Origin of the sequence: Rhizobacter sp. OV335, from assembly GCF_900142965.1 — a bacterium.
Taxonomy (GTDB): domain Bacteria; phylum Pseudomonadota; class Gammaproteobacteria; order Burkholderiales; family Burkholderiaceae_C; genus Rhizobacter.
This window is the reverse complement of the sequence record NZ_FRCQ01000004.1, coordinates 263,242-278,198: the sequence shown is the minus strand read 5'-3', so window position 1 is coordinate 278,198 and position 14,957 is coordinate 263,242. Positions and strand designations below refer to the sequence as shown.

The 14,957-nt window shown below is 69.0% G+C and carries 13 protein-coding genes; 10 read left to right on the top strand and 3 right to left on the bottom strand.

Going from position 1 to position 14,957, the window contains the following annotated elements:
* Positions 1–462: a phosphohistidine phosphatase SixA gene (gene sixA / locus BUE42_RS06490; protein WP_073463793.1), complete on the top strand. Its 462-nt coding sequence runs from the start codon at positions 1–3 to the stop codon at positions 460–462.
* Positions 463–528: 66 nt separating this feature from the next.
* On the opposite strand, the gene BUE42_RS06485 is transcribed toward sixA, so the two are convergent.
* A complete protein-coding gene (locus tag BUE42_RS06485) occupies positions 529–1,017 on the bottom strand; it encodes a type III secretion system chaperone (RefSeq protein ID WP_073463792.1) in 489 nt (162 codons plus the stop codon).
* Between the two features lie 234 nt (positions 1,018–1,251).
* Here BUE42_RS06485 and BUE42_RS06480 point away from each other — a divergent pair, with 234 nt between their 5' ends.
* From BUE42_RS06480 to BUE42_RS06465, 4 genes are read left to right on the top strand one after another with little or no spacing between them, the layout of a single operon-like run.
* A complete protein-coding gene (locus BUE42_RS06480; RefSeq protein ID WP_073463791.1) occupies positions 1,252–2,253 on the top strand; it encodes a cytochrome-c peroxidase in 1,002 nt (333 codons plus the stop codon).
* 23 nt (positions 2,254–2,276) lie between these two features.
* Complete coding sequence (locus BUE42_RS06475) at positions 2,277–4,073, top strand: DAHL domain-containing protein (RefSeq protein WP_159445376.1); 1,797 nt, start codon at positions 2,277–2,279, stop codon at positions 4,071–4,073.
* 43 nt (positions 4,074–4,116) lie between these two features.
* Entirely contained in the window at positions 4,117–5,058 is a 942-nt protein-coding gene (locus BUE42_RS06470; RefSeq protein ID WP_083613926.1) for a response regulator, read from the top strand.
* 53 nt (positions 5,059–5,111) lie between these two features.
* Positions 5,112–5,900, top strand: a complete 789-nt coding sequence (locus tag BUE42_RS06465) for an NUDIX hydrolase (RefSeq protein ID WP_073463789.1) — start codon at positions 5,112–5,114, stop codon at positions 5,898–5,900.
* A 10-nt stretch (positions 5,901–5,910) separates the two neighbouring features.
* Here the strand turns inward: BUE42_RS06465 and BUE42_RS06460 are convergent, their stop codons facing one another.
* Positions 5,911–7,578, bottom strand: a complete 1,668-nt coding sequence (locus tag BUE42_RS06460; protein WP_073463788.1) for a Na/Pi cotransporter family protein — start codon at positions 7,576–7,578, stop codon at positions 5,911–5,913.
* A gap of 72 nt (positions 7,579–7,650) precedes the next feature.
* Between BUE42_RS06460 and BUE42_RS06455 the strand changes: the two genes are divergently transcribed.
* Positions 7,651–9,231, top strand: a complete 1,581-nt coding sequence (locus BUE42_RS06455) for an ABC transporter substrate-binding protein (RefSeq protein ID WP_159445375.1) — start codon at positions 7,651–7,653, stop codon at positions 9,229–9,231.
* Between the two features lie 123 nt (positions 9,232–9,354).
* Positions 9,355–12,057, top strand: coding sequence for a glycoside hydrolase family 76 protein (locus BUE42_RS06450; protein WP_159445374.1), 2,703 nt, complete (start codon positions 9,355–9,357; stop codon positions 12,055–12,057).
* A gap of 4 nt (positions 12,058–12,061) precedes the next feature.
* On the opposite strand, the gene BUE42_RS06445 is transcribed toward BUE42_RS06450, so the two are convergent.
* Complete coding sequence (locus BUE42_RS06445; protein WP_073463786.1) at positions 12,062–12,877, bottom strand: IclR family transcriptional regulator; 816 nt, start codon at positions 12,875–12,877, stop codon at positions 12,062–12,064.
* 192 nt (positions 12,878–13,069) lie between these two features.
* Here BUE42_RS06445 and BUE42_RS06435 point away from each other — a divergent pair, with 192 nt between their 5' ends.
* The 3 genes from BUE42_RS06435 (at position 13,070) to BUE42_RS06425 (ending at position 14,947) form a co-directional block, all read left to right on the top strand.
* Positions 13,070–13,432, top strand: a complete 363-nt coding sequence (locus BUE42_RS06435; protein ID WP_143171332.1) for a hypothetical protein — start codon at positions 13,070–13,072, stop codon at positions 13,430–13,432.
* A 61-nt stretch (positions 13,433–13,493) separates the two neighbouring features.
* Entirely contained in the window at positions 13,494–14,258 is a 765-nt protein-coding gene (locus tag BUE42_RS06430; RefSeq protein WP_073463783.1) for an ABC transporter substrate-binding protein, read from the top strand.
* Positions 14,258–14,947 carry an ABC transporter permease gene (locus tag BUE42_RS06425; protein ID WP_073463782.1) on the top strand — a complete coding sequence of 230 codons (690 nt, stop codon included), beginning with the start codon at positions 14,258–14,260 and terminating at the stop codon, positions 14,945–14,947. The genes BUE42_RS06430 and BUE42_RS06425 overlap by 1 nt, the downstream gene beginning before the upstream one ends.
* Positions 14,948–14,957 lie beyond the last annotated feature (10 nt).

Genomic DNA, 14,957 nt, shown 5'->3' with positions numbered 1-14,957 from the left:
ATGGACCTGATCCTGTGGCGCCATGCGGAAGCGCACGTCCTGCGCGACGGGCAGGACGACCTGGAGCGGGCGTTGACGCCGAAGGGCGAGCGCCAGGCGCAACGCATGGCCGACTGGCTGAACCAGCGGCTCGCGCATTCGACGCGCATCCTGGTGAGCCCGGCGCTGCGCACGCAGCAGACGGCGAAGGCGCTCGACAAGTCGTTCAAGACCTTGCCTGCGTTGGCACCCGATGCGGCGGCGGACGCGGTGCTGAAGGCCGCACGCTGGCCCGATGCGACCGAGCCGGTGCTGGTGATCGGTCACCAGCCGACGCTGGGGCAGGTGGCGGCGCTGCTGCTGAGCGGGCAGGCGCAGGACTGGTCGATCAAGAAGGGCGCGGTGTGGTGGCTGCGCCGGCGTGACCGGGAAGGTCTCGTCGACACGGTGCTGCAGGCGGTGCAGGCGCCGGACTGCTTGTAGATCCGGCGATCAGCGCTGCGGCCAGCTCGGGAGGGCGGCCAGCCCTTCTCGTGCTGTCAGCCCGCCTCACACCATCAGCTGCAGTTCCAGTTCCAGCGGATCCATCGGCGGAAACTCGCTGACCTCGATCACCTCGGCGTTGTCGACATCCGGTCCGGCCGCGATCATGTCGCCGAGCTTCGACAGGTTGTCGAGGAACAGCTTGAGCCAGGTCGCGAACTTCACATCGTCGAGTTGCGCGAGCGGCGCGCTCGCCAGCTGAAGCACGCTGCCGGTGGATTCATGCCAGCGCAGCATCGACGTGAAGCCCTCGGCATCGATGCGATCGGTGCTGGCTTGCCAGCGGTCTTCGTCGACGACGTGTTCCAGGCCGAAGGGCATCGTGCCGGCTTCGGCAAACAAGTGGATCCGGGATTCGGTGGGCTCGTGCAGCAGGCTCACGACGAACTTGCCGTCCGCCACCAGTTGCAGATGGCCTTCGCCGTCGAACTCGACGTGCGCGCCGCCGACGCGGCGGGCGAAGCCGTCCACCAGGTTCTTGAGGATGTTGCTCATGGGTCGATGTCTGCGCCGGGAGATTCGGTGCGGACTGAGTGACCCGAAGTCGCCGCAGGTTCCCATCGAATCGCCAGACGTTTGGTCCTGTGAATGGCGTTTCAACTCAGTTGGCAGTTGTTGACCTTTTGGGTCGATGACCTGTGCGGCAATTCCTTACGTCACATGACAACCTGAGTCGATAGTCCACGGGTGCAGTGACGTACCACGCACACAACGACTGATGAGGTGCTCATGCCCTGGTTGGATGCCGAAAAAATTTCCGCCGCTCTCCTCGCCGCCATCGTGGGCGGCTTCACTGCAGGACAAGCGTGGGCGCAGGTCGACGAGCCGATCCGGCCGATCCCGCTCGATGTGCGGCTCGATGCGCGGAAGGTGGCGCTCGGCGACCGCCTGTTCCACGACAAGCGCCTGTCCGGCGACGACACCATCGCCTGCGCCAGCTGCCATTCGCTCGAGCGCGGCGGCGTCGACGGGCGCGTCAGCGCGATCGGCATCGGCGGCTCGGTCGGCCCGATCAACGTGCCCACGGTGCTGAACAGCGGCTTCAACTTCCGCCAGTTCTGGGACGGCCGCGCGGCGTCGCTGGAAGAGCAGGCGGCCGGTCCAGTCCACAACCCGAAGGAAATGGGCAGCAACTGGTCGCAGGTGATCGAGAAGCTCTCGCGCGACAAGAGCCTGGTCTCGGCCTTCGGCGAGTCGTACCGCGACGGGCTGAAGCCGCGCAACATCCAGGATGCGATCGCGGTGTTCGAGCGCTCGCTGACGACGCCGAATGCGCGCTTCGACAAGTACCTCCGTGGCGACGCGACGGCGCTGCGCAGCGACGAGCTGCAAGGCTACCGCTTGTTCAAGAGCTACGGCTGCGTGGCCTGCCACCAGGGCGTCAACGTCGGCGGCAACATGTTCCAGGTGTTCGGCGTGATGGGCGACTACTTCGCCGGCCGCGGCGAGCCGACCGGCGCCGACATGGGGCGCTACAACGTCACGCACAACGAGGCGGACCGGCACATGTTCAAGGTGCCCAGCCTGCGCAACGTGGCGCTGACGGCACCGTACTTCCACGACGGCTCGGCCCGCACGCTCGACGATGCGGTGGACACGATGTTCCGCTACCAGCTCGGCCGGCCGGCCCCGCAGCAGGACAAGGCGCTGATCGTGAAGTTCCTGTACACGCTCACCGGCGAGCTTCGCGGCCGCCCGCTCGAGCCCTCATCTCAATCACACCAACCTTGAGCGAGTGCCCGGCCATGATCATGATGAACAAGCGAACCTGGATGCATCTGCTGGTCGGCACCGCGCTGGCGGTGGTGCTGGCGCTGCTGGTGAACAAGACCTCGGACGTCAACCACGCCGAGTACGGCGAGATCGGCTCGCTGCTGCGCCAGCTCAAGCAGATCGATGCCGAATGGAACGTCGACGTGCTGCGTTCGAAGACCGGGCTGAATGCGAGCTACGACCCGGTCGCGAGCCCGTTGCCGGTGATCGAGTCGCTCGACGAGCTGCTGCGCAGCAAGACCAACCTGTTCTGGCGCGGTCACGGCGACAGCGGCGAGCGGATCGTGCCGCTGCTCGACAACTACCGGCAGCTGATGGGTTCCAAGGTGGAGCTGATCGATCGGTTCAAGTCGCAGCATTCGATCCTGCGCAACTCCACGCGCTACCTGCCGTCGGCGGCCGCTGAGGTGCTGGCCGCCTGGCAGGCGGGCGAGCGCGACGGGCTGGTCTCGGCGGTCGATCGCGTGCTGGTCGACACGCTCGTCTACACCGACACCCCCGAGGCCGGCCTGGTCGCGCGTGTCGACGAGAGCCTTGCCCAGCTGCGCAAGCTCGCGAAATCGCTGCCCGCCGAAACGGCCGAGCGCGTCGCGGGCTTCTCGGCCCATGCCGAGACGGTGGTGCGCCAGCAGCAGCTGGGCGACAAGCTGCTGAAGCAGCTCGCCGTGCTGCCGACGGCGCGGGCGCTGGACGAACTGGCCGACATGCACGCCCTCGAGCACGAGAAGCTGCTGGTCTCGCAGCAGACCTGGCGCTGGGTGCTGGTGGCCTATTCGGCCGCGCTGCTGGTCGCGCTGGGCTGGTTCGCGTGGCGCCTCGTCGCGAGCTACCGGATGCTCGCACGCGTCAACCAGGAACTCACGCGCAGCCACGCCGAGCTGAAGGAATCGCAGGTGCACTTGGTGCAGTCCGAGAAGATGTCCGCCCTCGGGCAGATGGTGGCCGGCATCGCGCACGAGATCAACACGCCGCTCGCCTACGTCAAGGGCACGTTCGAGGTGCTGCGCGAACAGGTCGCGCCGGTGGCGCAGCTGGCGGCCAACAGCGTGCAGTTCGCGCAGATGCTGCACCTGCCGAACGAGCAGCGCGATCGTGCGCAGCTGCAGACGCTGGCCCACCAGTTCGACAAGTCCACGCGCGAGGTCTCCGGCAGCCGCGTGATGGACGAGATGGGCCAGTTGCTGGCCGACGGCATCCACGGCATCGAGCAGATCTCCGAGATCGTCATGAACCTGAAGAACTTCAGCCGGCTCGACCGCGCGAAGGTCAGCGAGTTCGCGGTGCATGAAGGCCTGGAGAGCACGCTGCTGCTGGCGCGCAACCTGCTGAAGAACACGGTCGAGATCCGCCGCGAACTGGCCTTCGACCTGCCGAAGATCCAGTGCTCGCCCTCGCAGATCAACCAGGTGTTCCTGAACATCATCACGAACGCGGTGCATGCGATGCCGGCGGAGCGCGCCGAGCCCGGCGTGATCACGCTGCGCACCGCGCGCGAGGGCGACGACATGGTGCGCATCGAGATCCAGGACAACGGCAGCGGCATCCCGGCGAACGTGCTGCCGAAGATCTTCGACCCGTTCTACACGACGAAGCCGATCGGCAAGGGCACCGGCATGGGCCTGTCGATCTCGTTCAAGATCATCCAGGAGCACGGCGGCAAGATCCTCGTCGACACCGAGCCCGGCGTCGGCACCGTGTTCTCGATCCTGCTGCCGCTGCGCCCGCGCGAGCCCGGCAAGCCCGACAACGCCGGCGAGCCGGCGCTGCTGGCCGCCTGATCCCCTTGCCAAATCCACCCAACCCGCCGACGGAGCCCGCCACGTGACCGCCCCGCAAAAAGCCCGCATCCTGTTCGTCGACGACGAAGAACGCATCATCAACCTGCTGCGCGTGATGTTCCGCAGCACCTACGAGGTGTTCACCGCATCCGGCGGCGCGCAGGCGCTGGAGATCCTGCGGAAGGAGCACATCGACGTGATCGTCAGCGACCAGCGCATGCCCGGCATGACAGGCGTGCAATTGCTGGCCAAGGTCTGCCACCAATGGCCGCAGACGGTGCGCGTGCTGCTGACCGGCTACGCCGACCAGGAGGCCATCCTCGGCTCGGTCAACGACGGCCAGATCTTCCGCTACGTGACGAAGCCATGGGACCAGGACGCGTTCCGCACGACGCTGGCCGATGCCGCCGAGGTCGGCCAGATGCAGTCGCGGCCGGCGCCCATCGTCACGCCGCCGGGGTCGGCCGGCCGCGGCGGCCCGGCGCCCACCGCGGGCGTGCTGCTGCTCGACGACAGCGAAAGCGACTGCGCGCTGGTCCGGCAGGCGCTCGGCGCGGAGATCACGGTGTACCGCGCCGACAGCGTGGCCGGCGCCTTGCAGCTGCTGGCGCGCCATGCGATCGGCGTGATGGTCTGCGAATCGCGCGTGGGCGGGGCCGACACCGGCCAGCTGCTGCACGCGCTGAAGACCCATTTCCCGGCGCTGATCACCGTGATGCTGACCGACCGCACCGATGCCGACGAGGTCGTGCGGCTGATCAACCAGGCCCGCATCTACCGCTTCGCCAGCAAGCCGATCCGCCCGGCGGTGCTGAGCCTGGCGGTGTCGGCGGCGATGAAGGAGCATCACCGCTGCGTGGGCGACGCGCGCCACGTCGCGCTGCACCGCACCGTGCGGATGTCCGCGCAGGACGCGCCGGTCCCCAGCGGCATCCTGCAGGGCCTGAAGGCGATGACCGCGCGCTGGCGGCTGTTCTCCGCCTGAGGAGCCAGGTCGGTCCGGGAACCGGTCGCGGAGCCGATACCATCGCAGTCACGATGGATGACATTCCCGACTGGCTGCAACACCTCCACACCCTGGCCGACCAGCCCCCGCAGACGCTGCGCGAGCGGCTGTGGCTGCAGGCCACCGACGCGGTGATCGGCTCGATCGAGCCGCTGCTCGCCCGCCACATGGAAGAAGCCGACCTGCCGGTGCGCCCGCGCGCCGGTGGCTGGCAGGTCGAGGGCCCGCCCGATGCGGCGCTGGCGGTGATCGCCCGCTGGATGCAGCAGCACGACCTGGGTGGCGCCTGGCGCAACGAACTGCTGGTGGTGAACAACGAGCATGGCGAGCGCCAGGCGCTGATCGAGCGCGCAGCGGTGCGCCCGCTCGGCATCGCGACCGTCGCGGTGCACCTGGTGGGCCACACCGGCGACGGCCGGGTGTGGGTGCAGCAACGCGCGTTCGACAAGGCGACCGACCCCGGCCAGTGGGACACGCTGTCCGGCGGCATGCTGTCGGCCAGCGAGACCGTCGCGTCCGCGCTGCACCGCGAGACCTGGGAGGAAGCCGGGCTCGAGGTGGCCACGATGCGCAACGTGCGCGCGCTCGGCCACCAGTGGGTGCGCCGCCCGGTCGACGGCAACGGCTACATGATCGAGCGCATCGAGATGTTCGAGGGTGAGGTGCTGCCGGGCCTGGACCCCGACAACCAGGATGGCGAGGTCGAGGGCTTCGACTGCGTGCCGGCCGAGCAGCTGCTCGAGAGCCTGAAGGCCGGCGTCTTCACGCTCGAGGCGGCGCTGGTGCACGCGCACTGGCTGCGCCGGCACAACCACCTCTAGGTTCGTTCGCTCAGGACTCGTCGGAAGACAAGGCCGACAGCTGCGAGTGCCGGATCCGCGTCTGCGAGAGCGCGCCGGCCGATTCGAGGATCGGGTACGCGATCGAGCAGATGTGCGAGTTGATGCGCTTCAGGTCGCTGATCAGGTCGATGTGCAGCGAGCTGGTCTCGATGCTCTGCGCGGTGTTTTCCTGCAGCCGCACGATGTGGCTGGCGGCGTACTCGTGCTCCAGGTCGCGGAAGCGCGCCTTCTCTTCCAGCAGCCGCTTCGCGTCGCGCACGTGGCCGTCGAGGAAGACGCTCATGCCCAGCCGCAGGTTGGCCATCAGCCGCTCGTGCAGGTGCACGATCTCGGCCATGCCGGCATCGGAGAAGCTGCGGTTCTTGCGCACCTTCTTGTCCTCGATGTCCTGCAGCACGCGCTCGATGATGTCGCCGATCTGCTCCATGTTGATCGTGAACGAGACGATGTCGGTCCAGCGCCGGCTCTCGCGCTCGGACAGCGCCGCCCGCGAGATCTGCGTCAGGTAGAACTTGATCGCCGAATACAGCTCGTCGACCACGTCGTCCATCTTGCGCAGCTGCTCGGCCAGCGCCAGGTCGTTGTAGCGGATCACCGGCAGGATGCCGCGCAGCATCGTCTCGACCACGTCGGCCTGGTGCAGCGCCTCGCGCGCCGCGCAGGCGATCGCGACCGACGGCGAACTCAGCGCCAGCGGGTCGAGGTGGCGCGGCCGGTCGGTGCCGAGCGCGCGCGGCTGCGGCAGGTAGCGGTCGAGCAGGCGGCCGACCAGCGGCGTGAACGGGATGAAGAGCACCGAGCGGGCGACGTTGAAGGCGAGGTGGAACACCACCACCTGCTGCAGCACGGTCGGCACGGCTTCCTGCAGCAGCACGTGGGCCTGCGGCAGCAGCGGAATCATCGCGAGGCAGCCGATCACCTTGAACAGGAAGTTGCCGAGCGGCATGCGGCGCGACTGCACCGATCCGCGCGCGGTGGCCAGCAGCGGCAGCGCGCCGGTGCCCAGGTTGGCGCCCAGCACCAGGCCGAGCGCGACCGGGGTCGGCAGCAGGCCGGCGTTGGCCAGCATCGCCACCAGCAGCACGGTGGCAAGGCTCGAATACGAGACGACGGCCAGCACCGCGCCGATCGTGATCTCGAGCATCACGTCGTTGGGCAGGCTGACCAGCATCGCGCGCACCGCCGGCGAGCGCGTCAACGGCTCGGTGGCGGCGACGATCAGCTGCAGCGCGAGCGTGATCAGGCCGAGGCCGATGACGACGCGCCCGACCCGGCCGATGCCGCGGTCCTCCTGAGACAGGAACATCACGACGCCGGCGAAGATCAGCAGCGGCGACACCCACGACAGGTCGAACGACAGCAGCACCGACATCAGCGCGGTGCCGATGTCGGCGCCCAGCATCACCGCGAGTGCGGCGCCGGTGTCCATCAGCCCCTTGCCGACGAACGAGGTCACGATCAGGCTGGTGGCGGTGCTCGACTGCACCAGCGCGGTGACGCCGACGCCGGCCAGCAGCGCGACGATGCGGCTGCGCACGCTGCGCGAGATCACGGCCCGCAGGTTCTCGCCGAACACCCGCAGCATGCCGACCCGCACGATGTGCGTGCCCCAGACGAGCAGGGAGATGGCGGCGAGCAGGTTCAGCAGGTGTTGCATGTGGTGGGGTTGTAACCCAATTTCGGGCCCGTCTTTGCGATCATGCAGGCATCCAACTGCGGGGGAGTGTTCATGGAACGGAACGTGAAGCGCTGGCTGCTGGCGATCGTCGGGCTCTGGATCGGGTGCGCCGCGGGGCTGGCTTCTGCGGCCAGCCTGCGGGTGGCCAGCGGGTTCGACCCGCAGACGATGGATCCGCATGCGCTCGCGCTGCTGTACCACTCGCGGGTCGTCACGCAGGTGTACGAGTCGCTGGTGGGGCGCGACGAGCAGTTCAAGCTCGAGCCGGCGCTCGCGCTGTCGTGGCAGGCGCTGAACGACCGCACCTGGCGCTTCCGGCTGCGGCCGGGCGTTCTGTTCCACGACGGCGGCACGATGAGCGCGGACGACGTGATCTTCTCGGTCGACCGGGCGCGCCAGCCGCCATCGCAGCGCGCCTTCCAGCTCGGCGCCGTCGCCGAGGTCCGCAAGGTCGACGCGCTGACGGTCGACTTCGCGTTGAGCTCGCCCGATGCGGTGTTCCCCGAGAAATTGCCGTTCATCGGCATCATGAGCAAGGCCTGGGCCAGCCAGCACGGCGTCGAGCGCGCGCAGGACTTCAACGGCAAGCAGGAGACCTTCGCGGTACGCAATGCCAACGGCACCGGGCCGTTCCGGCTGGAGCGCTACGAGCCGGACGTGCGTGTCGTGCTGAAGGCCAACGAGCGCTGGTGGGGGCGCGGCGACAAGCGCAACGGCAACCTCGACGAGGTGAGCTTCCTGCCGATCCGCCAGGAAGCCACGCGGCTGGCGGCGCTGAGTTCCGGCGAGGTCGACCTGGTGCTCGACCCGCCGTTCCAGGACGTGGCGCGCCTGAAGACCGACGCTGGCCTGAGCGTGCTGCAGGTCGCCGACCTGGGCCAGCAGTACCTCGCGTTCGACCAGGCGCGCGAGCAGCTGCTCGATGCCGACGTGAAGGGCCGCAACCCCTTCAAGGACCGGCGGGTGCGCCAGGCGGTGTACCAGGCGATCAACGTCGACCTGATCGTCAGCAAGGTGCTGCGCGGCCAGGGCACGCCGACCGGGGCCTTCCTGTCGCCGCAGGTCGACGGCTCGCTGGCCGAACTGGACAGGCGCCTGCCCTACGACCCGGTGGCCGCGAAGAAGCTGCTCGCGCAGGCCGGCTACCCGGACGGCTTCGCGGTGACGCTCGACTGCGTGAACATCGCGTGGCGCGAGAACGTCTGCCAGGCCGCCACCGCGATGCTGGCGCAGGTGGGCATCCGCACGACGCTGCGCTCGTCGGCGACCAACCAGTTCTTCCCGAAGCTGAGCCAGGCGACCGGCAGCTTCGTCGAATTCGGCTGGACGCCGACCACCGACGCGTGGGCGACGCTGAACGCGCTGTTCCACAGCTTCGGCAAGGGCGGGGCGGGCACCTTCAACGTCGGCCGCTATGCCAACCCGGCGCTGGACACGCTGATCGACAGCATCCGCGTCGAACCCGACCTGATGCGCCGGCGTGCGATGGTCGGCGTCGCGCTGCGGTTGATCGGCGAAGACCTGCCCTACGTGCCGCTGTACCGGCGCACGCTGAGCTGGGCGATGCAGAAGAAGGTGAAGGCGGTGCAGTGGCCGGATGACGTGCTGGCGCTGCGTTGGGTTCGCAACTAGGGGCCTGTTAACACCGCGACACCGATGTCACCTGGCCGGGCTGGTGCGGTGGAATGAATGTTCTACATTGTTCAAACGATAGAACATGTTTTCCATTGTGACCGCCGGTATCAGGAGACTCCGTTGAAGACTTCCCCCCCATGGCTCGCGCTGGTCGCGGCCACAGCGTTGATGGCCGCCTGCGGCGGCGCGGACGACACCGCCGGCCCCGGCACACCGGCGGCCGATGAACTCGAATCCGCCGCGGCGCTGGCGGCCGCCGCCACGCCGGCGACCACGGTGATGCTGCTCGGCGATTCGATCACCTACGGCTACGACGGCAAGGGCACGCAGGGCGGCTACCGCACCTCGCTCTACAACGCGTTGCGCGCCGACGGCCTGAACGTCGACTTCGTCGGCTCGCAGTCCGACGGGCCGGCCGCGCTGGCCGACAAGAACCACGAGGGCCACTCCGGCTGGCGCATCGCCGGCATTGCCGGCTCGGTCGACGGCTGGCTGGGCACCTACAAGCCGCAGGTCGTCGCGCTGATGATCGGCACCAACGACGTGGTGTTCAACGACGACCTCGCCAACGCGCCGGCCCGCCTCGGCCGGCTGATCGACCAGATCACCGCGAAGCTGCCCGACAGCCGGCTGCTGGTGTCGTCGATCACGCCGGAGGGCGATGCCGCGCTGAACGCCAAGGTGAAGGCCTACAACGCGGCGATCCCGGCGATCGTGCGGCAGAAGGCCGCGGCCGGCCGCAAGGTCGGCTTCGTCGACATGAACGCCTCGGTCGCGCCGGCCAACCTGTTCGACGGCACGCACCCCGACGCCAGCGGCTACGGCAAGATGGCGCTGGTCTGGCGCAACGCCTTGCTGCCGGTGCTGCGCGCCGGCACGGCGAGCCTGCCGCTGAACACCACCAAGTCGTTCCAGGTCACGACGGCCAACTTCACGACGCAGGTGATGCGCCACGACGCCGGCTTGGGCGTCACCAGCCCGGTCAACGCCGGCAGCGCGGCGATCGAGAAGCAGCAGGCCACCTTCCGCATCGTGCGCGGCCTGGCGAACCCGGCCTGCTATTCGCTGCAGTCGCTCACCGCGCCGGTCGGCTACCTGCGGCATGCCAACTCGCGGCTGCGGCTGGACACGGCCGACAACAGCGAGCTGTTCAGGCAGGACGCCACCTGGTGCGCGCGGCCGGGCGTGTCCGGCCAGGGCGTGTCGCTGGAGTCGTTCAACTTCCCGGGCCGCTTCATCCGGCATTTCAACGACCAGCTGTGGCTGGCGTCGGGCTCTGACCTGAACGGCTTCGATGGCGCCGGGCCGTTCGTCGACGACGTCAGCTGGAAGCTGCAGCAGCCGCTCGCGCCCAACGTGGCCACCGGCGGCAGCGCCGAGGCGCGCGACGATGCGGCGATGGCGCAGCTGCTGACGAGCTTCAACGTGCGCACCAACGGCTGGACCAAGGGGCCGACGCTCGACGCGATCATCAACACCTATGAGCGCACCGGCGACCCGAAGTACCGCACGCTGATCGACCAGTCGCTGCAGTACGGCCGCGGCTGGCGCTCCGGCGACGCGAACAAGGTCTACCACGACGATTCCGGCTGGTACGCCAACGCCTGGCTGCGCGCCTACGACGTGACCGGCGACGAGGCCTTCCTGGTCGAGGCCAAGGCGATCTTCAGCGACATGGCCAAGGCCTGGGACGGCACCTGCGGCGGCGGCCTGTGGTGGACCTCCGAGAAGACCTACAAGAACGCGATCACCAACGAGCTGTTCCTGCTGGCGGCCGCGCGGCTCGCGCGCCGCGCGCCGAACGGCACCGGGCCGGGCAGCTACCAGGACTGGGCGCTGAAGGAGTTCGACTGGTTCGTCAACCGCAGCGGCATGATCAATGCGCAAGGCCTGGTCAACGACGGGCTGACGACCGCCACCTGCAAGAACAACGGGCAGGCGACCTGGTCGTACAACCAGGGCGTGATCCTCGGCGGGCTGACGGAGCTGTGGCGCCTGAGCGGCGACCGCGGCTACCTGGCGCATGCCGAGCGCATCGCCGAAGCGACGATCTCGCGCATGGCCTATGCGGACGGCGTGCTGCGCGATGCCTGCGACCCGAACGGCTGCGGCGGCGATGCGCTGATCTTCAAGGGCATGTTCGCGCAGGGCCTGGCGCGGCTGTATAACGCCGACCGCGGCAACAAGCCGCAGTACGGCGAGTACCTGAGCCTGAACGCCGACAGCCTGTGGGACCACAGCCGCAACGCGCAGAACGCGCTGGGCGTGAACTGGGCCGGGCCGGTCGGCACGCCGACGGCGTCGTCGCAGGCGGCCGGTGCGCTGCTGCTCGGCGGCATCGCGCTGCTGAACGCCGGCGGCGAGACCAGCGAGCCGCTGAAGCAGAAGCCGGGCGCGCTGAGCGGCCCCCACACGCTGCTGCCGCGCAGCTCGCCCGGCATGGCGCTGGACGACTTCGGCGGCAGCACGCAGGCCGGCAACCGCATCGTGATCTGGGGCATCAACGGCACCGGCGCGCAGTCGTGGGTGCTGGCCAGCGACGGCGTGTCGCCGGCGGGCGCCTACCGCATCGCGCTGGCCGCGGGCAACTTCTGCCTGACCTCGGGCGCAGGCAGCGGATCGGCCGCGACGCTGCAGCCGTGCAGCGGGGCGTCGACACAGGCCTGGCGCGCGGCACCGGCCCCGGGCGGCGGCACCAGCTTCAGCCCCGCGAGCAACACCGGCTTGTGCCTGGATGTCTCTTCGTCCGGCACCACCGCCGGCACGACGGTGCAGTCGTGGAGCTGCAACGGCACCGCGGCCCAGCAATGGGAGCTTCGCTGACGCCTCAGGTCTTCATCTGCAACAAGCGCGAGATCGTGTCCGCCGCCTCCAGCAGTTTCGGCAGGAACACCTCCAGCATGTGGGCCGGCGGCGTGCGGTTCACCTGGCCGCTGATGTTCAGCGCGGCGATCGAGCGGCCGGAGCGGTCGCGGATCGGCGCCGACATCGACACCAGCCCTTCCTCCAGCTCCTGGCTGACGAGGCTCCAGCCCTGGCGCCGCACCTGGGCGATCAGCCCTTTCAGGCGCTGCGGGTCGGTCTCGGTGTGCGGCGTGCGGGCGGTGAGCGCCATCGACGCGATGCGCTGGTCGAGTTCGTCCGGCGCCAAGCCGGCCAGCAGCGTGCGGCCCATCGAGGTGCAGTAGGCCGGCAACCGGCTGCCGATGCCCAGGTTGATGCTCATGATCTTGTGCGTCGGCACGCGCAGCACGTAGACGATGTCGGCGCCTTCGAGCACCGCCGCCGAGCTCGATTCCTTCACCTGCTCGACCAGCGCCTCCATCACCGGCTCGGCCAGGTTCCACAGCGGCAGCGACGACAGGTAGGCGAAGCCGAGGTCGAGGATCTTCGGCGTGAGCCGGAACTGCCGGCCCTGGCTCTCGACGTAGCCCAGGCCTTCCAGCGTCAGCAGGATGCGACGCGCGCCGGCGCGTGTCAGGCCGGTGCGCTGCGCGACCTCGCTGAGCGTCTGCTGCGGCGCCTTGGCGCTGAACGACCGGATCACGCTCAGGCCGCGTGCGAACGACTGCACGTAGGTGTCGCCGGGGCGGGGTTTGTCGGAAGGCGGGACAGCGGGGGAGGCGTCGTCGGGCGAGGTCATCGGCGCAGTCTAGCGCCGGGTTTCGCGCCATCGGCCGGCGCACGGCATGAGATCGATTGCGACGGCAGATGTCGTCCGCGTCGCGCGATGTGGCATCAGGGTTTCACCGGGTAAAGCCCCGGCTCGAGGGGAACGGCGGGGGCCGGCGGGCGACCCAAGAAGCACCCTCCACTCCTTGCGAAAGGATGTCCCATGAGACCCCTCCTGATCCTGGCCCTCTCCACCGTCACCACCCTCGCCACGCAGGGTGCCGCCTTTGCCGCCTGCCCCGCCGACCACGCCGCCGGCCCCGATGCCGCGTACGTCGAACGCATGCACCTGATCGGTCGCACGCCCGAGCCCGGCGAACGGGCGGTGCCGTTGCCGCCCGACACCTCGGCACAGAATGCCACCGAGCGCCGCCAGGACTTCGTCGAGCGCATGGCCCTGATCGGCCGCACGCCCGATGCCGGCGAGGTGGCCGCCGCGGCCGCGCCCGGCCATCAGCTGCTGGCCGACGCGCCCAGCTTCGACGAGCGGATGAAGCTGATCGGGCGCACCCCCTACGCCCAGTGAGCCGGGGCGCGGTATGGTGCGGGACTTGCAACGCGGTCCCGTCCCTTTCCGGAGCCCCCCGATGAAACGATTCCTCCCGCTGGTGCTGTTGTTCGCCGCGCTGGGTGCGCAGGCGCTTGACCTGTCGAAGCTGCGCGTCGGCGTCGAAGGCGCCTACCCGCCGTTCAGCACCGTCGGCCCCGACGGCAAGCTGCAGGGCTTCGACATCGACATCGCGAACGCGCTGTGCACCGAAATGAAGGCCCGCTGCACGCTGGTGCAGCAGGAGTTCGACGGGCTGATCCCGTCGCTGCAGTCGCGCAAGTTCGACCTGGTGGTCGCGTCGATGGCGATCACGCCCGAGCGCCTGAAGGTGGTCGCGTTCACCGACAAGTACTACGACAGCGCGAACCGGCTGATCGCGAAGACCGGCTCGCCGATCGACGGCACGCCGGAGCGTTTCAAGGGCGTGCGCATCGGCGTGCAGCGCACCACCATCAACGACCGCTACGTCACCGCCAAGTTCAGCGCCGCGACCATCGTGCGCTATGCGAGCCAGGACGAGGTGTACCTCGACCTCGCGGCCGGCCGCGTCGATGCGACGATGGTCGACGCGATTGCCGGCGACGTCGGCTTCCTGAAGACGCCGGCCGGCAAGGGCTTCGGCTTCGTCGGGCCGGACTACCGCGACCCGGCGTACTTCGGCGCCGGGGTCGGCATCGCGCTGCGCCAGGGCGACACCGAGCTGCGCGAGAAGCTCAATGCCGCGATCAAGGCAATCCGTGCCAACGGCAGCTACCAGAAGCTCGCATCGAAGTACTTCAACTTCGACATCTACGGGCACTGATGCTGCACGGCTACCTGCCGAGCCTGCTCGACGGCCTGCGGCTGACGCTGGGCGTGGCGCTCGCGTCGCTGGCCGTCGCGGTGCTGCTGGGCCTGGCGGGCGCGGCGGCGAAGCTGTCGCATTCGGCGTTCTGGCGCCGCAGCGCGACGGTCTACACCACGCTGATCCGCGGCGTGCCCGACCTGGTGCTGATGCTGCTGATCTTCTACGGCGGGCAGCTCGCGGTGAACGAGATCGCGCTGCAGCTGGGCATCGACGAATACATCGACATCGACCCGTTCGTTGCCGGCGTCGCCACGCTCGGCTTCATCTTCGGCGCCTACCTGACCGAAACCTTCCGCGGCGCGATCCTCGCGATCCCGCACGGGCAGGCCGAGGCCGGCCTGGCCTTCGGGATGCGGCCGCTGCAGGTGTTCCGCCGCATCGTGCTGCCGCAAATGCTGCGGCTGGCCTTGCCCGGCTTCGCGAACAACTGGCTGGTGCTGGTGAAGTCGACCGCGCTGGTGTCGGTGATCGGGCTGACCGACATGATGCAGAAGGCCGGCCAGGCGGCCGGCGCGACACGCGAGCCGTTCACGTTCTACCTGGCCGCGGCGCTCGGCTACCTGCTGATCACGTCGGTCTCGGTCGTCGTGCTGCGCGCGCTGGAAAAGCGCTGGTCGGCGGGCGTGAAGGCGGTGTCGCTGTGAGCGTTGTGCC